Below are 16,735 nucleotides of genomic sequence, written 5' to 3'. Positions count from 1 at the left end.
GAGTGATGTGGCCGCCGGCGCCTGCGCCCATTACCATCTACAGCCGTGAACGCTGTTGGCGCTGAACCGCTCGGCGCGGGAGCGCAGAAGCTCCCGCCTGCCGACGCGTTATCGCAGCGTGCAGCTCGGGGAGGGCACTGGTAGCCCGGCGATTGAACACCTCATCCCTGCCTACATCAGCGCGGCGATCATTGAAGTGCAGGAAATTTTTTCCTGCGCCAGAAGGAACGAATGTGCCCCTCCGTGCAGTCGCCTACGCAAGTGAGGCGACATCGGGGCTTTCCATGGACCATGTGGATGACCTCGCCAGGGCCACCGCCCGCTTCAACCTTGAAGCCGGCGTTACGGGTGTGCTTCTTTATGACGGGCTCCGCTTCCTGCAGTACATCGAGGGGCCGGAAGACAGCATCAACGTGGTGTACAGCCGCATTCTCAGTGCCCGCAGCCATCGCGAGCTGATCGAACTGGGCCGCGGCAGGGTTTCCGGCAGGTTCTTTCCCTATTGGTCGATGCGATTGCTGTGGGTTGAGGCCTCCGAGATCCGCAGCGTCGCGCACGGCAACTGGGATGGCCTCTCCCGTGGTGGCGCGCTGCGCCAGCTGGGCCTGGTGGTAGCCCCGCACCTGGGGTGACGGTTGCATGGATTCAATGCGGGGGCGGCTGCGCGCAGGTATCGCCCAGCACGCGCCGAACCGTGTCCTGCAATTGACTCACATGGAACGGTTTGGCAACGAAGGCTGCGCGCCGGTGGCGCTGCGGCACCAACTGGTCGTAGACCGCAGAGACGAACAGGTAGGGGATGCCGAGTTCTGCCAGGCGATCAGCGACGGGAAAGACCACACCGTCGCGAAGTTCGACATCGAGCACGGCGCCGTCGAATCGCTGGGTGTCCAGCAGCCCGAGAGCGTCGAACACGCTGTAGGCATGCGTCACCTGATCACCGACGTCCTCAAGGGCGTGCTCCATGAGTGCGGCCAGGTCGAGTTGGTCTTCCACCAGCAGCAGGTTGCATCTGCGCTGGCTCATTGCGGATTGCATGCGTACATGCCTGTGTTGTCCTGGGAACACGAGTTTCTGCTGTGCTGCATCAAGATCCTGCGTGCGCATTGTCAGTCCGGCGCGAAGCCTTGCGCGCGTGACCAACCTCGTGGAGGAGGCGTGGAGGGCCTTATGGATTTCGTTGACGGCTTCTTGGCATGCGCTGTGGATACTGCCGCCGACCCCTGTATCGGAGTTTCTGTCATGCCTCTATCCGGAAACGAAGCGGCCTCTCCAGGCGTGCTGCGTATCGAGTGCATGCCGCTCGATTGTGGCGGCGCCGCCATTGTCGTGGAACTGGACCGTACGCCTGAACGGACATGGATGAAGTCGCTGAAGCGGGCATTGCAGGCCGACGATGCCCTTGAAGGCGCACAGGCCAAATTTGATGGCCGTTTTGTCTATGTCGTGGGCGTGGACGGGGGTGGGCACCGCGCTCAACACCGCGTGATGCAGGCCGTGATGGCGGCGGACGGCGGGGGCGCTTCGAACACCCGCCCCTGGGGCCCCAGGGCGGGCGCGGTCGCATCGAGCGCCCTGGCGACCTGAGGGCGCCCCGGGTCCAGTCCGGGGTGCGGATGTTATCGCTGCATCAGCGCTGCGTGCAATGCCAACCTGCGGCGGCTCACATCGCCCGACAACGCGGTGATTGCGCTCGCTCCACGATGGTCTCCGGAGGCATGTCGCCCCGCACCGGAGATCGAGATGGCAGACCAGAACACCGCCCGAAGCGAGCGCCTGCTGAAGTGGCTGCAGGACGCCTACGCCATGGAACAGGAAGCGGAGACCATGATGAAGGCCATGGCTTCGCGGATCGAGAACTATCCCCAGCTTGCCGCACGCATCAGCCAGCACGTCCAGGAGACGCAGGGGCAGTCTGCCTCACTGCGGCAGTGCATTGAGGCGCTGGGAGGAAGCGTGCCCACCGCGAAGGGATTGTTCGCGAGCATGACCGCCGCCATCCACGCCGCCGGCAACACGCTGATGGAGGACGAGGTGGTCAAGAGCGTGGGCCTTTCATTCGGCTTCGAGAACACCGAGATCGCCACGTACAGGGCGCTGGTGATCGCTGCCGAGCGCGCCGGCGCGCCCGACATTGCGGCGGTGTGCGGCCAGATCCTGCAGGAAGAGGTTGCCATGGCGCGCTGGCTGGAGGACCACCAGGACGGGCTGGTCGGAGCGTTCCTCAACCGTGACGAAACGCCCGGCGCCCAAGCCAAGCGTTGACCCCTAAGCCAGCCCACACCAGCCACCGGAGAAGCCCTCATGTTCTTTCATCACAAGAAACTGATGTATACCGTGCGCGTCCGCGAATCCAACCCGCAGCTCGCCAGCCTCATGCTTGAACAGTTCGGCGGCCCACAGGGCGAGTTGGCCGCCGCGATGCGCTACTTCACCCAGGGACTTGGCGAATGCGATCCCGGGCGCAAGGACCTGTTGATGGACATCGCCACCGAGGAGATCAGTCATCTGGAGATCATCGGCACCATCATCGCCATGCTCAACCGTGGGCCCAAGGCGATCCAGTCCGAAGGGCTTGCCGAGGCCGAGGACATGCGGCTGCTGGGCCAGAACAGCACCAGCCACACCGAACAGATCCTGTACGGCGGAGGCCCCGCGCTGGTCAATTCCAGCGGGGTGCCGTGGACAGCCGCCTACATCGACTCGATCGGCGACCCCACCGCCGACCTGCGCTCGAACATCGCGGCCGAAGCGCGCGCCAAGCTGGTGTATGAGCGCCTGATCAACGTTACCGACGACCCGGGCATCAAGGATGCGCTGCGCTTCCTGATGACCCGCGAGATCGCGCACATGAAGTCGTTCGAGAAAGCGTTGCACAGCATCCAGCCCAACTTCCCACCGGGCAAGCTGCCGGGGGATCCGGCGTTCACCGATCTGTACATGGACATGTCGCAGGGTGACGGCGCCGACGATCTGCAGGGCAGCTGGAACAGCGGCGAGCTCTGGGAGCGGGTCAGCGACCGCGACGCACAGGCCGCTGTGGATGGTGGCGACGGCGGCGGCACGGTGGACCTGGACCCGCGCGAACAAGCTGCGGTGCAGGCCATGACCCTGCGCACACTCTCCGACCCGGAAGCGCGGCCGGCCACCGGGGCCGAGCTGGGGGCAGGCCCGGGTGCAGGTGCACTGGACCTGCCGCCACGCGAGCCGTGAAAGAAGCCGGGGCGCCCGTTCGCGGCGCTCCGGTTGCAACGCCCCTGAGCCGCGTGGGGCGTACAAAAGTGGGCGGACATCACGTCCGCCCACGAAGGGATGCAACGGGTTTCAGCGCCGATCAGCGCTGCTGGCCACCGCGGTTGTTGCCGCCGCCGCGTTCCTGCTGTTGCTGCCCGCCGCCCTGGTTGCCGCCCTGGTTGCCACCACGGCGACTGTTCTGGCCGCCTTCGCGGCCGATGTCAGCCATGTGCTGGCGGTCCTGGCTCACTGCTTCGCCGCCCTTGCGGCCGGCTTCGCGTGCTTCTTCCGAGCTAAATTCATGGGCGTTGCCTGACTCGTGCGCGGCACGTCCACCCTTGGCGGCGATCTCGCGCTGCTTGTCCTCGTCCATCGAAGCGAAACCGCGGTTGCTGGTGCCCTGGTTCTGGTTCTGGTTGGCCATGGAAAGTCTCCTTGGGCTCAGCCGCCTCATTGGCGGCAGCGACCATCTTCCAGATCCGGCGCTAGACGGCGGTGGCACGACCGCCAACGTCGCGTCATCCGGAAGGCTCTGATTCCTCATCCGGCCTCCACGAACATCCCTGCACGCGTGCGCACAGTGGCAGACACACGTTCCGCGGCCCAACCGTGCGTCAACGCGATGCGGAAGGTACACGCCACAGTTCGACGCAGCCTCCACACCGGTCTCACCGCGCGTACGATCGGTGTGGCTAAGGTAGAGCGGTCTGCAACAACCGGTGGTGCCATGCCCTTCAGAGCGATTGCCTATGTAAGTGAAGCCTCCCGCAACCTGACGGAACAGCGGCTGCAGCAACTCGTGGCGGAGGCGGTGCAGTTCAACGAGTCCGCCGATGTCACCGGCACATTGCTGTTCGATGGCTCGCGCTTCCTGCAGTACCTGGAAGGCCCGGAGGCAGGGGTCAAGGCGGTGTACACGCGCATTCTGGCTGCAAGCAGCCACAGCGGAATCGTCGAACTGAACCGGGGCAGGGTGGGGCGCCGACAGTTTCCGCGCTGGCGGATGCGCAGCGTGCGGGTGGATGAGCTCGCGCTGGGAAAGATCGCCATTTCCGACTGGACCGGATTCGTGCGCAGCGCGTCGGCGCTGCAGTCGGGCACCAGTGCCCTGGATCGACTACTGTCGGTTTCGCAATCGCAGACGGAAGCAAGCGCGGGTGGCATCATCGAACCAGACGGGCAGCTGGCACGATGAAGGCCACAGCCGCCCCGGTTGCGTCCGGCCCACCACGCGTCGGTTGTGCGGGATGGTCGCTGCCGCGGGCGGATCAGGAAGCGTTCGGCGCGGGCGACAGCCTACTGCAGCGCTATGCCACACGCCTGTCGATGGTGGAGATCAACTCTTCCTTCTATCGACCGCACCAGCCCAGGACTTACGCGCGATGGGCGGCGAGCGTTCCGGAGGGCTTCCGGTTCGCGGTGAAACTCCCGCGCGAGATCAGCCATGAGCGTCGGCTGCGCGATGCAATGCAGCCGCTCGAACAGTTCCTTGAGGGCGTGCTGGAGCTGGGTGGAAAGCTCGGTCCGTTGCTGCTGCAGCTGCCGCCCAGCCTGGTGTACGACACGGCCACGGCCGAAGCCTTCCTGCGGGGCCTGCGCGCGCGCACGCAGGCCGATGTAGCGTGCGAGCCGCGGCATCCGAGTTGGTTCACGGCGGACGTGGATGCGCTGCTGAGCGCGCATGGTGTTGCACGGGTAGCCGCAGATCCGGCACGTGTGCCGGCGGCAGCGGTTCCCGGCGGTGATCGTGCGTGGAGCTACTGGCGCTGGCACGGCCAGCCGCAGATCTATCGCAGTGCGTACAGCGAACAGGCCCTGGCGGAACTGGCGCAAGGGCTGCGGCGCGAAGCTGATGCGCAACGGCCTGCCTGGTTCGTACTGGACAATACAGCACTGGGCCATGCCACCGGCAACGCACTGCGCCTGCAGGCGCTGCTGCAGGAGAACGCCCATGCCTGAAGGTCCTTCCATCGTACTGCTGCGCGAAGCCACTAGCCATTTCAAAGGGCACGTGGTCCGCACCGTCTCCGGAAACAGCCGCATCGACCTGTCGCCGCTGCAGGGCCGAAGGGTCAAGGCGGTCCACAGTTGGGGCAAGCACTTCCTGCTGGAATTCAGCCGCCACACACTGCGCATCCATCTGATGATGTTCGGCAGCTGGCGCATCGACGAACGGAAGCCAACCCCGGCGCGTGTATCCCTGCTGTTCGACAATGGCGAGCTGAACTTCTATGCGTGTTCCGTGCGGCTGATCGACGAGCCGTTGGACGACGTCTACGACTGGCGCGCGGACGTGATGAACGATGCCTGGGATCCGAAGCTGGCCCGGCGCAAGCTGAAGGCAATGCCGGAAGTCATGGTCTGCGATGCGCTTCTGGACCAGACGGTCTTTGCCGGCGTGGGCAACATCATCAAGAACGAGGTGCTGTTCCGTATAGGCGTGCACCCCGCCACCCGCTTGGGCGACCTGCCGCCACGCAGGCTTACCGCGCTGATCGAACAGGCGCGCGCCTACAGCTTCGACTTCCTGGAATGGAAGCGGCGCTTCGAGCTGAAGAAGCATTGGCAGGTGCACACGAAGAAGGTCTGTCCCCTGTGCGGTGGCCCAATCAGCAAGCTCTACATGGGGACCACGCGGCGGCGCACGTTCTTCTGCCCCAATGATCAGGTGCTTTACAGGCACTGAGGCCGCCGTCCGTGGCAGCCGGGTTCCAAGGCGCGCCGATCAGGCGGCCTGCGCGGCCTTGGCGTTGCCGCCGCCCTTGGCCAGCAGGGTCAGCTTTTCGTCGGTGGCCTTCTCTTCCTCAAGCGTCTCCAGCAGCAGCGGCAGGGCGTCCTTGTAGCCCAGCTGCTTGGCCAGCGCGGCAATGGTCCCGTAGGACGCAATCTCGTAATGCTCGACCTTCTGCGCGCCGCCGATCAGCGCAGCATCCCGCACAGGGCCCTTGTCGATGCTGTCGATCACTTCCTTGCCTTCCTCCACCAGGCCCTCCATCGCCGCGCACTTGATGCGCTTCAGGCGAATGCCCAGGATCTCGACAACCTGGTCGATGCGTTCGATCTGGCCCTGGGTCTCTTCCAGGTGCGTCTCAAACGCCGTGGCCAAGTCCGGATTCTCGGCCGCACGGGCCAGGCGTGGGAGGGCCTTGGTCAGCTGCTTCTCGGCGCTGTAGATATCCGAGAGTTCGTGGATGAACAGGTCTTCCGCCGTCTTGATAGCCATACTGGGCTCCGCAGTGAGTGGAGCGATCAGCGTAGGGTCTTCCCGGTTGCGATCAGGCAGGTGCCAGGTGAAGGCGGCATGTGAAGGTCCACGCGAACCGTGCGCGTGCCCTTCACGATGCGGGATCCGCCACTGCGGGTTGGCGCCGGTGCCGCCAGGCCTTCGCCATGGCTTCACAATGGCATCGCCTCGTGCCCATGCACCGGGCGGTACGGTCACTTCACGCCCGACCACGCGCGGAGACTCCCATGAGCGATGACAAGCAGAAGACCGGCCGCCCGGACCGGGATCGCATCAACGTCAACGAAGATTACGAGCTGCAGTACTGGACCACCACGCTGGGCGTGTCCGCCAAGGAACTTCGTGCTGCTGTGGCGGCGGTCGGACCCACCGTCGTTGCTGTCCGTAAGCATCTGGGAAAATAGCGCGGAGTTGCCCATGTCCCTGGTCGAGTACCGCCGCAAGCGCAGTTTTGACAAGACCAAGGAGCCCGAGCCGGGCAAGGCGCTACCGAAAGGGCAACGCGCCATTTTCGTGGTGCAGCTGCACCATGCCAGCCGGAGGCACTATGACTTCCGCCTTCAGGTAGGGGACGCGCTGAAGAGTTGGGCCGTGCCCAAGGGGCCCAGTTACGACCCGAAGGTCAAGCGCATGGCGGTGGAGGTGGAAGATCATCCTGTCGACTATGCGGCCTTCGAAGGCGAAATCCCCAAAGGCCAGTACGGCGGTGGCCATGTGGCCCAGTTCGACCATGGCGTGTGGGCGACGCAGGGCGACCCGGAAGCCCAGCTCGCCAAGGGCCATCTGCGCTTCGAACTGTTCGGCGCCAAACTGAAGGGCGGATGGCATCTGGTCCGCTCCGGGAAGCCGGCGCGCCAACCGCAGTGGCTGCTGTTCAAGGATGACGACGAATTCGCCAGCGACATCGAGGCAGACGATCTGCTGGCGGATGTCGCTGAAGCGCCAGCGGAGGATCTGAAGCGGGCCGGGGCCGGCAAGAGCGCGAAGAAGCGGCTCACCGTGGTACCCGTCAAGCGCATCCGACGAACGAACTGGGCGAAGAAGGCGCTGGCGCTCAGCAAGGCAAGAAAGGCCGCAGCGCCGTCCGGTCCATTCGAACCGCAGTTGGCCAAGCTGGGAGACGCGCCGCCCCAGGGCGAGCAGTGGGTCCACGAGATCAAGTGGGACGGGTACCGCATCCTCGCCACGGTCGCCAAGGGCAAGGTGCAGCTGTGGTCCCGGAATGCACTGGAATGGACCGGCAAGATCCCCGAGATACGTGACGCGGTGGCGGCGCTGGGCCTGACTTCAGCCGCACTGGACGGTGAGCTCATCGCCGGCGCCGGCACCAAGGAGGACTTCAACCTGCTGCAGGCCACGCTCTCCGGCGAGCGCCAGGGCGTGCTGACGTATGCCCTGTTTGATCTGCTGCATCTTGATGGCGTGGACGTCGCCGATGCGCCGCTCCTGGAGCGCAAGGCCTTGCTGCAGTCCTTGCTGGAAGGGCAGGGCAGCCCGTTGGCGTTCAGTTCCCATGTGCAGGGCGATGGCGACGAGGCCTATCGCCTGGCCGGTGAGCAGCATTTCGAAGGCATCATTTCCAAGCGCGCCGACGGCAGCTACCACAGCGGCCGCAGTGATGACTGGCGCAAGACCAAACAGCTGGCCAGCGACGAGTTTGCGGTGGTGGGCTACACCGCACCCAAAGGCAGCCGTGCCGGCTTCGGCGCGCTGCTGCTGGCCCGTCCAGATGCGGAGCACGGCTGGCTTTACGCCGGCCGGGTGGGGTCCGGGTTCTCGGACGAGCTGATCGGCGACATCAGCAAGCGCATCAAGGGCGGTGGCGGCCGCAAGCCAACCGCGTACGTGCCCACCCAGGACACCGACCTGCGCGCTGCGACCTGGTTCGAGCCGCGATTCGTGGTGGAGGTCTTCTACCGCGGGATCGGCGGGCAGAAGCTGTTGCGCCAGGCGTCGCTGAAGGCAGTGCGCGCGGACAAGGATATCGCTGACCTCGCCGATTCCGATCGCGCTGGAACGGCCCTGGCGGCGGCGCGCGCACCGGCACCCCCGCGGCCTGCGCGCAAGACCAGGCTGGCACCGGTGGCGGATCGCGCGCCGCCATCGCTGTCCTCGCCGGGCAAGATCCTGTTCCCCGGCGACGGTTACACCAAGCAGGACGTGTGGGATTACTACACGGCAGTGATGGAGCACCTGCTTCCCGAGGTGATTGACCGCCCGCTCTCGATCATCCGATGCCCCAGTGGCGCCACAAAGCCCTGCTTCTTCCAGAAACACCATACGGCCGGGCTGGAGCTGGTCGACGCAGTAAAGCTCAAGGAAGAAAGCGGGGTAAACGCGCATTACCTGGTGGTGCGTGACCCGGCCAGCCTGCTGGAACTGGTGCAGTTCAACGCATTGGAATTCCACCCGTGGGGCAGCCACGCCGAAACGTCCGACAAGGCCGACCGGGTGGTGTTCGATCTGGATCCAGGACCCGGCGTTCCCTTTGCCGAGGTCAGGAAAGCGGCCACCGACATCCGCAAACTGCTGGCGCAGCTGGAACTGGAGTCGTTCCTGCGGGTATCCGGCGGCAAGGGCCTGCACGTGGTCGTGCCGCTCGATCCGGGATGTGATTGGGACCTGACCAAGCGCTTCGCCAGAGGCTTCGCCGAAGCGCTGGCGCAATCCGAGCCCCAGCGGTTCGTGGCAACGGCCACCAAAAGCCTGCGCAACAAGCGGATCTTCGTCGACTACCTGCGCAATGGGCGCGGTGCAACGGCGGTCGCGTCCTACTCGCTGCGGGCCAGGCCGGGGGCACCGGTGGCGCTGCCGATTGCATGGAGTGATCTGTCAAAACTCAAGCGCGCCGACGGGTTCACGATCAAGGATGTGCCGGCAAAGCTCAAACGACGCCGCAAGGATCCGTGGGCCGGCATCGGGCAAGTGAAACAGAATCTCGCGCGATGGGCGCAGTCAGACCCGTAGCAAACGGCCAGGGGCCTCCATAGCCCGCCGGCCACGGAATCTCTCCGCTGCACAGATGGAGGTGCCCGGTGCGCATCACGCAGTACAGCCGGGCCTCCGGGTCCGCACTGGCAGCAATGTAGTCCAGCGCTTCGGCGAGCATGCGCATGAACTGCTGCTCGGGGTAGAGCGCCGCCCATTCCGGCAGCATTTCCTCCAGTTGCGCGATGATCAGGTCGAGCTCCAGGTGCGTGCTCACTGCGGGTTCCGCCTTCCGGGCAAGCTGGCAACCGCACCGCAAGGAGGGTGTTGTGGGCCGCACAGCGGACGCAGGCGTGCCGTCTACGCGATGTTCACCCACCCCCTGCTCGGCATCGCTACGGCTACGTGTGTGAGGATTTTCTGCACGGCCGCACCACGGCTGTTTCACCCCCGGCGGCGTATCAGGGAAGGCTTCCAGCTGACTCTGCAAGGGTGCATTTCATGACCGACCCGTTACTGCGCGCCAGCCTATGGTCCCGTGATAGCGATTCGAACAGCTTTCGCCCACTTGCCGGAACCACGCGGGCGGACGTGCTGGTGGTTGGCGCCGGCATGACCGGCCTGTTGACAGCGGCCCGCCTGGCCGATGCCGGGCTGGATGTGCTGGTGGTCGATGCGGGGCCCATCGGTGGGCGCAACACGGTGATGTCCACCGGCAATCTTTACGCGCCCGTCTCCCGGCTGGCCGATCTGGTCTCCCGTTGGGGCGGTGACACGGCCAGCCGTGTCGTACAGTGGCGGCAGCAGGCGCTGCGGTCCATCGAAACCCTGGTTCATCGCTATGATCTGCGCTGTGGCTTCGAACGCGTGGTCATGCAGTACGGTGTGCAGGAGCGCACCCGCGAGGTCACCGCGCAGTTCGAGCGTGAGCTGCAGGCCTATCAGCGCGTCGGCCTGCAGTGCGAACACCGGCAGTCCGGGCTGCCGTTTGCATTGGGCCACGCTTTCCGTGTTCCCGACCAGGCGCAGTTGGATCCGGCGGCGTTCTGCAGGCAACTGGCGGCTCATCTGGCCGGTCGCGTGCGCATCCACGACTGGACCCGGATCAGCAGCATCGAGGCATCCGCCGGCGTTGCGACAGCCGATGGCGCCCGTATACAGGCCAGGCAGTTCGTGCTGGCTACGCATTCGCCCGCAGGCTTCAACCTGGTGCAGGCCGAGATGGAGGTGTACCGCGAGTACGGGATGGCGGTACAGGTTGCCAACCCACCTGCGGCCGGCATTCACTGGATCGCCGACCGGCAGCGCTCACTGCGCGGGGTACACGGCGCTGATGGCCGCGACTGGCTTGTGCTGGTTGGCGAAACACATCGCACCGGGGAAACGCCAGCGGTGGATCCGGCCCGACATCTGCTCGCCGACGCGCGCCGCAACTTCAACGTGCAGGGCGGGCCGCTGTGCTGGTCGGCGCAGCAATTCCGGCCCGCCGACCAGCTCCCCTATATCGGCAGCAGCGCGCACGATAATGTGTGGGTCGCTACCGGCTATGGGCCGGACGGTTTGACCTGGGCAGGCGTGGCCGCGCGCGCGATCACCGAGGGAATCATCGGCACGGCCAGCGAGATCGAGCAGCTGCTCAGCCCCATGCGATTCACCCCGGTGCGCTCGGCCTCTGGTTGGGCCCGCACCAACGCCACGGTGGCGCGGCACATGGTGGGAGATCGGCTTGCCACGGCGCCCTCGCGCTCGCCCAGTGAGCTGGCCCGTGGTTGCGGCGCACTGCTGGACGTGGATGGAAAGCGCACTGCGGTCTACCGCGACGAGGGCGGGCGCCTGCACACCATGTCGGCGCTCTGCCCGCACCTGAAGTGCGTTGTTCAATGGAACGGCCATGAGCGCACATGGGACTGCCCTTGCCACGGCAGCCGCTTTTCGGCCACCGGAGCGCTGCTGGAAGGCCCTGCCAGGCAGGGCCTCACACCAGAACCGTGATAGGCGCAGGTAGCCGCCGGAGCCGCGACCTCAGGCTTCGGCGGCCGCGTCCGCATCGCTGGGCATGCAGCGCTCCTTCTTGCACTTGATGTCTGCAGCGGTCTTGGCCAGTGCCTCGTAACGCTGGCGTATCTCTTCAAGATGGGCCGGCTCCATCGACTCCAGGTTCAACAACTCCTGGTTGGCGTCCTTGCTCACGCGGATCAGTTCGTCCAGCTTGATGTGCAGCGCAGCGGTATCGGCGTTCTGCGTATGCTGGATCAGGAACACCATCAGGAAGGTCACGATGGTCGTTCCCGTATTCACCACCAGCTGCCACGTGTCATTGAAGTGGAAGGCCGGCCCGCTGGCAGCCCAGGCGATGATCACCCCCAGCGCTGCGACGAATGCCCCCAGACTGCCGGACAATCGCGCCGTCGCGGCCGCGACACGAGCGAAACCGCGCCGGATCACTGGTCACCTCCCGCGGCCTCCTCATCCGTGTGTCGGTCTGGCAGTTTGACGCGCTCCCCGAGGCGCTTGTCCTGCTCTTCCGGCGTTGGCGCAGCGACGAAGGGGGAGATCGGGTCACTGGCGGGGAAGGTTTCCTGCAGCGCCTCGTCATGATTGCGGCGGTTGTGCAGCCTCGCCTGCAGCGGACTGACAGGATCGGGGCGCTGTGCCTCCTGGTCCGGATGGGGAAGGTCTTTCTGGTCGCGTTGCATGGTGCATCTCCAGGTTGATCACCACCCCTCAGGTGGCGGGCCCAGCATAGGAGTGCGCTGTGAGCGGCCCCATCAAGAGTGGGGCAACGTGATGTAAACCTTCGGGCAACACGCGTTAACAATCAGCAGGGTGGAGGAGCCCGGCGTCGGCCGCAGCGGCGCCACGCCATCACCTGGCCCACCACCGCCGTCAACAGCAGCATCGCATTGGTCACCACGAAGACCACGGTCCCCAGCATCGCGCTGTACACCGTGAACAGCGCAGAAGCGGTCATCTGGCCCGCGAACAGCCACCTGGATACGGCTTCCGGGTGGGACGACTGCCACTGCTTCACCATCTGCCGGATCAGGGTTGCCATCAGCACCGCCGTGGCGGCCCAGCCAAGTACGTCGGGGTGCATGAGGGCCTCCGATGTGTGGGCACCCCACGCTAGCCCCTGGCTGGGCAACGCCGTACGAAGGGGAGGTGAAGACAACATCCCGCCTCCGGCGCCCTCGCGCCATTCACTCCGCAGCGGCGACAATGGCTCCGCGGGCGCACCATGCGCGATCCGCCCACCGATTGCAGGAATGCTGAGATGTCCAACACTCCCTTTGGCGAGTCGTCATGTGCTGCCGCAGCCAGCGGCTGCATCGAGGTCCGCGGTGCGCGCGAGCACAACCTGAAGAATGTCGATGTCTCCATTCCACGCAATGCACTGGTGGTGTTCTCCGGCGTGTCGGGGTCCGGCAAGTCCTCGCTGGCCTTCGGCACGGTCTTCGCCGAGGCGCAGCGGCGCTACTTCGAATCCGTCGCGCCCTACGCGCGACGCCTGATCGATCAGGCCGGCGTGCCCGACGTGGATGCCATTGACGGGCTGCCACCGGCGGTCGCCCTGCAGCAGCAACGCGGTGCCAGCAATGCGCGCTCATCGGTGGGCAGCGTGACGACGTTGTCCAGCCTGGTGCGCATGATGTACTCGCGGGCAGGGGCCTACCCGGCCCACCAGCCCATGCTGTACGCCGAAGACTTCTCGCCCAACACCCCACAGGGTGCCTGCAGCACCTGCCACGGCCTGGGGCACGTCTACGAGGTGACCGAAGCGCTGATGGTGCCGGACCCATCGCTGAGCATCCGCGAGCGCGCCATCGCCTCCTGGCCACCGGCATGGCATGGCCAGAACCTGCGCGACATTCTGGTCACGCTGGGCTACGACATCGATGTGCCGTGGAAGAAGCTGCCGAAGAAGGACCGCGACTGGATCCTGTTCACTGAGGAAACCCCGACCGTGCCGGTCTATGCCGGCTTCACGCCCGCCGAGACCCGCGCCGCGCTCAAGCGCAAGCTGGAGCCCAGCTACATGGGCACGTACACCGGCGCACGCCACTACGTGCTGCACACTTTTGCCAACACCCAGAGCGCGCTGATGCGCAAGCGTGTGTCGCGCTACATGGAAGGCAGGCTGTGCCCCGCCTGCAACGGAAAGCGCCTGAAACCGGAAGCGCTCTCGGTCACCTTCGCAGGCGTGGACATCGGCGAGTTCCTGCGGCTGCCGCTGGACCAGCTGGCGGTGTTGCTCGAGCCCATCGCGCGGGGCGACTTCAGTGCACACAGCCACGGCGCGCGTTCCAGCAGGCGTGCAACGCCCCGCGATCGCGCCAAGCGGGCAGCAAGTGGCCGCGCGACCCACGAAGGCGCCCCCGACGTGCGCCTGACCTCAGCCTTGTCGGAGGAAAAGCGCTTGGCGGCACAACGCCTGGCGGGTGGGGTAATGGCGCGGGTGGGGCAACTGCGCGCGCTCGGCCTGGGCTATCTCTCGCTGGATCGCGCCACGCCCACGCTGTCGGCCGGCGAGCTGCAGCGCCTGCGCTTGGCCACCCAGCTCAGCTCGTTGCTGTTCGGCGTGCTGTACGTACTCGACGAACCCTCGGCCGGCCTGCATCCGGCCGACAGCCAGGCGCTGTACGACGCGCTGGAACGGCTGCGCGACGGCGGTAACTCGGTGTTTGTCGTTGAACATGATCTGGAGCTGATGCGCCGCGCGCAGTGGCTGGTGGATGTGGGCCCGCAGGCAGGAGAGCATGGCGGACGCGTTCTCTACAGTGGCCAGCCGGATGGCCTGCGCAACGTTCAGGATTCGCGCACGGCGCAGTACCTGTTCGACCAGGTGCCTGCGCCAGCCAGCCGGCAGCGCAGTGCCAACTGCTGGCTGGCGCTGAAAGGCATCCATCGCCACAACCTGCACGGTGTGGACGCGCAGGTACCGCTGGGGCTGCTGACCGCAGTGACCGGCATTTCCGGATCGGGCAAGTCCAGCCTGATGGCGCAGGCGCTGCCTGAGCTGATGCTGCTGCACCTGGGGCACGAGACGGTAGACGACAGCGCCGACAGCGCGCCCACGGATGGACCCACCGTGATCGAAGCCACTCGGGGCCAGCTTGCTGGCGATGTGGATGCCATCCAGCGCGTGGTGCAGGTAGACCAGAAGCCCATCGGCCGCACGCCACGCTCCAACCTGGCTACCTACACGGGCTTGTTCGACCACGTGCGGAAGCTGTTCGCCGCGACACCCGACGCGCGCCGCCGCCGATTCAACGCGGGCCGCTTTTCGTTCAACGTGGCCAAGGGCCGATGCGAAACCTGCGAAGGCGAGGGCTTCGTCAGCGTCGAACTGCTGTTCATGCCCAGCGTCTATGCACCATGCCCCACCTGCCACGGCGCCCGCTACAACGAAGCCACGCTGAGGGTGCAGTGGAACGGCCGCAACATTGCCGAGGTCCTGCAGATGACGGTGGACCAGGCCCATGCGTTCTTCGCCGGAGAAGAGGCCATCGCCCGCCCGCTGCAGCTGCTGCAGGAGATCGGCCTGGGCTACCTGCGGCTGGGCCAGCCAGCCACCGAACTTTCAGGTGGCGAGGCGCAACGCATCAAGTTGGCCACAGAGCTGCAGCGCAGCCAGCGCGGGCGCACGCTGTATGTGCTGGATGAGCCCACCACCGGCCTTCATGCATCGGACGCGGACAGGTTGCTGGCGCAGCTGCAACGGCTGGTGGAGGCTGGCAACACCGTGGTGATGATCGAGCACGACATGCGTTCTGTCGCACAGGCGGACTGGGTGATTGATGTCGGGCCAGGTGCAGGCGGCGCGGGTGGCACCATCGTGGCGAAGGGCACGCCGCAACAGGTGGCCCGCGCCAAGCGAAGCAGGACTGCGCCGTTCCTTGCGCGCGAGCTGGGGCTGGCCAGCTGACGCCATCTCATCTGGGGCTGCATGCATTCTGTTGTACTGTGGGAGTACTCGCAGCGCCCATCAGCGAGAGGATGGTCAGGTGAACGCTTCCATGCTCCCAAGAATCGTCGGCTTCGATGTCCCGTTGTTGCATGAGCGTGTAGACGCATCCACCGACGAAGCCATCACCGCGCTGCTGGATCTGGCGCCGGGCGCTCGCTGGACAGAGATGTTCCTCATCAAGTGCAGGGCCCTGGCGTCCCAGCTCCAGCTGGCGGATGTTCGCATTGAAGGCGCCAGGATCTACTTCTACGGATCCATCAGCGATTCCCGTGGACTTGCCGACGCGGTGATGTCCATTGTCCACGTACTGAATGATGAGTTGATGCGCGAGCGGAATCACGCAGCCAGCCGCGCCTAGGCGCAGCCAAGCAGGGACCAGCACCGATCGGCAATCTCCGCTGCGCCAGGATGGCCGCGCAGGCTCGATCGCTTCGCAAGCCTGCCCTGCAGATCGTCCATCCATGCCGACCGGGTGCCATGCGGATCTCTCACATAGATATCGCAGGCAAGCCGGATAACGGGCGCCACTTCATATCGGAAGCTCATCGCGGGCAGGGCGCCCAGGTTGAACGCGATTTTCCAGTGGGCCAGCTCGCGCTCGACGTCGACAACGTGCTTGCTTCTTCCATGGATCATGGCGTTACCCCTTTTCGAAACTCCACTGTACACGCTTGTTGCTGCGGGCCTGTTCATGACCCTTGTTCATATGGGACGCGTCCCCGTACGTTCCCGTAACGGCGACACGCCCACAGTCAATCGGCAGCAGACTTGCTGCGGCGGAGAATCGAAATGAACAGCGTCCCCGAACAGAACAGGAATGACCGCTCCAACGCGTCCGCTGAAGCAGAACAGCCTGCACAGCAGGGGCAGGGCGAGGGGGGCGAACCCGGCAGGGAGGAGCCCGGCAAGCAAGGACAGCAACAGCAGCAGGACAACAAGGATCGCGAGAGCCCGAAGCCAGCGGATGAAAAGAAGGGCGGTCTCGGCGGCGATACCCGCCGCTGAGGAACAGGAGGAGCCGCGCGCCGCGCGGCTGCTTCCGCGCAGCAGACAGGGAGCGCGCATGTCCTCGCAAAGCCAGGCGATCAGCCTGATGACCAAGATCATGTACCAGTGCCGCCCGGAGAGAACGACGACGATGGCGCAATGCCGTTGCTGCGATGCGCCCAGTCCTGGCGGGATGGAGTGCGTACGATGCCTGACCGGAAGGCTTGGCGAAACGATTCACAATCGTGGCGCAGCGTTCGGCTGGCTGGAGTCGTTCCGCAGGGTCCAGCAGGACGAAGCACACGTATTCGAATGCGCAAAGCGCGCCGATGCGGCATCTTCCTAGGCGTCGCATCCAGACCTGACACCGCGCA

Annotated in this window: 22 protein-coding genes; 14 read left to right on the top strand and 8 right to left on the bottom strand. The window is 65.6% G+C overall.

Going from position 1 to position 16,735, the window contains the following annotated elements:
- Positions 1-233 precede the first annotated feature (233 nt).
- The gene (locus AC5P8C_RS00615; protein ID WP_026346988.1) at positions 234-632 is read left to right on the top strand and encodes a BLUF domain-containing protein; all 399 of its coding nucleotides are present in this window, start codon (positions 234-236) and stop codon (positions 630-632) included.
- A gap of 13 nt (positions 633-645) precedes the next feature.
- On the opposite strand, the gene AC5P8C_RS00610 is transcribed toward AC5P8C_RS00615, so the two are convergent.
- Positions 646-1,038 (bottom strand): response regulator, encoded by a 393-nt coding sequence (locus AC5P8C_RS00610; RefSeq protein ID WP_026346987.1) that lies wholly within the window; start codon positions 1,036-1,038, stop codon positions 646-648.
- A 132-nt stretch (positions 1,039-1,170) separates the two neighbouring features.
- Here AC5P8C_RS00610 and AC5P8C_RS00605 point away from each other — a divergent pair, with 132 nt between their 5' ends.
- The 3 genes from AC5P8C_RS00605 to AC5P8C_RS00595 all read left to right on the top strand — a co-directional run bounded on the left by AC5P8C_RS00605 (position 1,171) and on the right by AC5P8C_RS00595 (position 3,213).
- A complete protein-coding gene (locus tag AC5P8C_RS00605) occupies positions 1,171-1,587 on the top strand; it encodes a hypothetical protein (RefSeq protein WP_495218201.1) in 417 nt (138 codons plus the stop codon).
- A 156-nt stretch (positions 1,588-1,743) separates the two neighbouring features.
- Positions 1,744-2,265, top strand: a complete 522-nt coding sequence (locus AC5P8C_RS00600) for a ferritin-like domain-containing protein (protein WP_019659717.1) — start codon at positions 1,744-1,746, stop codon at positions 2,263-2,265.
- 39 nt (positions 2,266-2,304) lie between these two features.
- The gene (locus AC5P8C_RS00595; RefSeq protein ID WP_019659716.1) at positions 2,305-3,213 is read left to right on the top strand and encodes a manganese catalase family protein; all 909 of its coding nucleotides are present in this window, start codon (positions 2,305-2,307) and stop codon (positions 3,211-3,213) included.
- Between the two features lie 121 nt (positions 3,214-3,334).
- Here the strand turns inward: AC5P8C_RS00595 and AC5P8C_RS00590 are convergent, their stop codons facing one another.
- On the bottom strand, positions 3,335-3,658 hold the full coding sequence (locus AC5P8C_RS00590; RefSeq protein ID WP_495218200.1) for a KGG domain-containing protein: 324 nt from the start codon (positions 3,656-3,658) through the stop codon (positions 3,335-3,337).
- Positions 3,659-3,961: 303 nt separating this feature from the next.
- Here AC5P8C_RS00590 and AC5P8C_RS00585 point away from each other — a divergent pair, with 303 nt between their 5' ends.
- The 3 genes from AC5P8C_RS00585 to AC5P8C_RS00575 are packed head-to-tail and all read left to right on the top strand — an operon-like array spanning position 3,962 to position 5,920.
- Positions 3,962-4,429 carry a BLUF domain-containing protein gene (locus tag AC5P8C_RS00585; protein WP_019659714.1) on the top strand — a complete coding sequence of 156 codons (468 nt, stop codon included), beginning with the start codon at positions 3,962-3,964 and terminating at the stop codon, positions 4,427-4,429.
- Positions 4,426-5,193, top strand: coding sequence for a DUF72 domain-containing protein (locus AC5P8C_RS00580; RefSeq protein ID WP_134734839.1), 768 nt, complete (start codon positions 4,426-4,428; stop codon positions 5,191-5,193). The genes AC5P8C_RS00585 and AC5P8C_RS00580 overlap by 4 nt, the downstream gene beginning before the upstream one ends.
- Positions 5,186-5,920, top strand: a complete 735-nt coding sequence (locus tag AC5P8C_RS00575) for a DNA-formamidopyrimidine glycosylase family protein (RefSeq protein WP_233652828.1) — start codon at positions 5,186-5,188, stop codon at positions 5,918-5,920. The genes AC5P8C_RS00580 and AC5P8C_RS00575 overlap by 8 nt, the downstream gene beginning before the upstream one ends.
- 39 nt (positions 5,921-5,959) lie before the next feature.
- Here the strand turns inward: AC5P8C_RS00575 and AC5P8C_RS00570 are convergent, their stop codons facing one another.
- The gene (locus AC5P8C_RS00570; protein ID WP_019659711.1) at positions 5,960-6,457 is read right to left on the bottom strand and encodes a YciE/YciF ferroxidase family protein; all 498 of its coding nucleotides are present in this window, start codon (positions 6,455-6,457) and stop codon (positions 5,960-5,962) included.
- A 248-nt stretch (positions 6,458-6,705) separates the two neighbouring features.
- Between AC5P8C_RS00570 and AC5P8C_RS00565 the strand changes: the two genes are divergently transcribed.
- Both AC5P8C_RS00565 and ligD read left to right on the top strand, forming a co-directional pair.
- Positions 6,706-6,882 carry a DUF3606 domain-containing protein gene (locus tag AC5P8C_RS00565; protein ID WP_019659710.1) on the top strand — a complete coding sequence of 59 codons (177 nt, stop codon included), beginning with the start codon at positions 6,706-6,708 and terminating at the stop codon, positions 6,880-6,882.
- A 13-nt stretch (positions 6,883-6,895) separates the two neighbouring features.
- On the top strand, positions 6,896-9,445 hold the full coding sequence (gene ligD, locus AC5P8C_RS00560; RefSeq protein ID WP_495218382.1) for a DNA ligase D: 2,550 nt from the start codon (positions 6,896-6,898) through the stop codon (positions 9,443-9,445).
- Here the strand turns inward: ligD and AC5P8C_RS00555 are convergent.
- Positions 9,363-9,683: a hypothetical protein gene (locus AC5P8C_RS00555; RefSeq protein WP_233652830.1), complete on the bottom strand. Its 321-nt coding sequence runs from the start codon at positions 9,681-9,683 to the stop codon at positions 9,363-9,365. The genes ligD and AC5P8C_RS00555 overlap by 83 nt on opposite strands.
- Before the next feature lie 224 nt (positions 9,684-9,907).
- Between AC5P8C_RS00555 and AC5P8C_RS00550 the strand changes: the two genes are divergently transcribed.
- A complete protein-coding gene (locus AC5P8C_RS00550) occupies positions 9,908-11,398 on the top strand; it encodes an FAD-dependent oxidoreductase (RefSeq protein WP_495218381.1) in 1,491 nt (496 codons plus the stop codon).
- A 30-nt stretch (positions 11,399-11,428) separates the two neighbouring features.
- On the opposite strand, the gene AC5P8C_RS00545 is transcribed toward AC5P8C_RS00550, so the two are convergent.
- The 3 genes from AC5P8C_RS00545 to AC5P8C_RS00535 form a co-directional block, all read right to left on the bottom strand.
- Positions 11,429-11,851, bottom strand: coding sequence for a low affinity iron permease family protein (locus AC5P8C_RS00545; protein WP_495218199.1), 423 nt, complete (start codon positions 11,849-11,851; stop codon positions 11,429-11,431).
- Positions 11,848-12,102, bottom strand: a complete 255-nt coding sequence (locus AC5P8C_RS00540; RefSeq protein ID WP_019659705.1) for a hypothetical protein — start codon at positions 12,100-12,102, stop codon at positions 11,848-11,850. Before AC5P8C_RS00540 ends, AC5P8C_RS00545 begins: the two co-directional genes overlap by 4 nt.
- A gap of 122 nt (positions 12,103-12,224) precedes the next feature.
- A complete protein-coding gene (locus AC5P8C_RS00535) occupies positions 12,225-12,503 on the bottom strand; it encodes a hypothetical protein (protein ID WP_495218198.1) in 279 nt (92 codons plus the stop codon).
- Between the two features lie 177 nt (positions 12,504-12,680).
- On the opposite strand from AC5P8C_RS00535, the gene AC5P8C_RS00530 reads away from it, so the two are divergent.
- Together AC5P8C_RS00530 and AC5P8C_RS00525 are read left to right on the top strand one after the other, a co-directional pair.
- Positions 12,681-15,332, top strand: coding sequence for an excinuclease ABC subunit UvrA (locus AC5P8C_RS00530; RefSeq protein WP_495218197.1), 2,652 nt, complete (start codon positions 12,681-12,683; stop codon positions 15,330-15,332).
- A 79-nt stretch (positions 15,333-15,411) separates the two neighbouring features.
- Positions 15,412-15,732 (top strand): hypothetical protein, encoded by a 321-nt coding sequence (locus tag AC5P8C_RS00525; RefSeq protein WP_019336574.1) that lies wholly within the window; start codon positions 15,412-15,414, stop codon positions 15,730-15,732.
- Here AC5P8C_RS00525 and AC5P8C_RS00520 read toward each other — a convergent pair.
- The gene (locus tag AC5P8C_RS00520) at positions 15,729-16,010 is read right to left on the bottom strand and encodes a hypothetical protein (RefSeq protein ID WP_019659702.1); all 282 of its coding nucleotides are present in this window, start codon (positions 16,008-16,010) and stop codon (positions 15,729-15,731) included. The two genes, AC5P8C_RS00525 and AC5P8C_RS00520, sit on opposite strands and share 4 nt — an antisense overlap.
- Positions 16,011-16,163: 153 nt before the next feature.
- On the opposite strand from AC5P8C_RS00520, the gene AC5P8C_RS00515 reads away from it, so the two are divergent.
- Together AC5P8C_RS00515 and AC5P8C_RS00510 are read left to right on the top strand one after the other, a co-directional pair.
- The gene (locus AC5P8C_RS00515) at positions 16,164-16,379 is read left to right on the top strand and encodes a hypothetical protein (protein ID WP_080112501.1); all 216 of its coding nucleotides are present in this window, start codon (positions 16,164-16,166) and stop codon (positions 16,377-16,379) included.
- Between the two features lie 58 nt (positions 16,380-16,437).
- On the top strand, positions 16,438-16,707 hold the full coding sequence (locus AC5P8C_RS00510) for a hypothetical protein (RefSeq protein ID WP_080112500.1): 270 nt from the start codon (positions 16,438-16,440) through the stop codon (positions 16,705-16,707).
- The last annotated feature ends 28 nt before the right edge of the window (positions 16,708-16,735 follow it).

Source organism: Stenotrophomonas sp. YJH_SMC_46 (assembly GCF_059370315.1).
This window is presented reverse-complemented; position numbering and strand designations above follow the sequence as displayed.

Bases quoted from the DNA above. Each gene is read 5' to 3' on its own strand.
- AC5P8C_RS00610 (WP_026346987.1), bottom strand. From the start codon at position 1,038: ATGCAATCCGCAATGAGCCAGCGCAGATGCAACCTGCTGCTGGTGGAA.
- AC5P8C_RS00605 (WP_495218201.1), top strand. From the start codon at position 1,171: ATGGATTTCGTTGACGGCTTCTTGGCATGCGCTGTGGATACTGCCGCC.
- AC5P8C_RS00600 (WP_019659717.1), top strand. From the start codon at position 1,744: ATGGCAGACCAGAACACCGCCCGAAGCGAGCGCCTGCTGAAGTGGCTG.
- AC5P8C_RS00595 (WP_019659716.1), top strand. From the start codon at position 2,305: ATGTTCTTTCATCACAAGAAACTGATGTATACCGTGCGCGTCCGCGAA.
- AC5P8C_RS00590 (WP_495218200.1), bottom strand. From the start codon at position 3,658: ATGGCCAACCAGAACCAGAACCAGGGCACCAGCAACCGCGGTTTCGCT.
- AC5P8C_RS00585 (WP_019659714.1), top strand. From the start codon at position 3,962: ATGCCCTTCAGAGCGATTGCCTATGTAAGTGAAGCCTCCCGCAACCTG.
- AC5P8C_RS00580 (WP_134734839.1), top strand. From the start codon at position 4,426: ATGAAGGCCACAGCCGCCCCGGTTGCGTCCGGCCCACCACGCGTCGGT.
- AC5P8C_RS00575 (WP_233652828.1), top strand. From the start codon at position 5,186: ATGCCTGAAGGTCCTTCCATCGTACTGCTGCGCGAAGCCACTAGCCAT.
- AC5P8C_RS00570 (WP_019659711.1), bottom strand. From the start codon at position 6,457: ATGGCTATCAAGACGGCGGAAGACCTGTTCATCCACGAACTCTCGGAT.
- AC5P8C_RS00565 (WP_019659710.1), top strand. From the start codon at position 6,706: ATGAGCGATGACAAGCAGAAGACCGGCCGCCCGGACCGGGATCGCATC.
- ligD (WP_495218382.1), top strand. From the start codon at position 6,896: ATGTCCCTGGTCGAGTACCGCCGCAAGCGCAGTTTTGACAAGACCAAG.
- AC5P8C_RS00550 (WP_495218381.1), top strand. From the start codon at position 9,908: ATGACCGACCCGTTACTGCGCGCCAGCCTATGGTCCCGTGATAGCGAT.
- AC5P8C_RS00540 (WP_019659705.1), bottom strand. From the start codon at position 12,102: ATGCAACGCGACCAGAAAGACCTTCCCCATCCGGACCAGGAGGCACAG.
- AC5P8C_RS00535 (WP_495218198.1), bottom strand. From the start codon at position 12,503: ATGCACCCCGACGTACTTGGCTGGGCCGCCACGGCGGTGCTGATGGCA.
- AC5P8C_RS00530 (WP_495218197.1), top strand. From the start codon at position 12,681: ATGTCCAACACTCCCTTTGGCGAGTCGTCATGTGCTGCCGCAGCCAGC.
- AC5P8C_RS00520 (WP_019659702.1), bottom strand. From the start codon at position 16,010: ATGATCCATGGAAGAAGCAAGCACGTTGTCGACGTCGAGCGCGAGCTG.
- AC5P8C_RS00515 (WP_080112501.1), top strand. From the start codon at position 16,164: ATGAACAGCGTCCCCGAACAGAACAGGAATGACCGCTCCAACGCGTCC.
- AC5P8C_RS00510 (WP_080112500.1), top strand. From the start codon at position 16,438: ATGTCCTCGCAAAGCCAGGCGATCAGCCTGATGACCAAGATCATGTAC.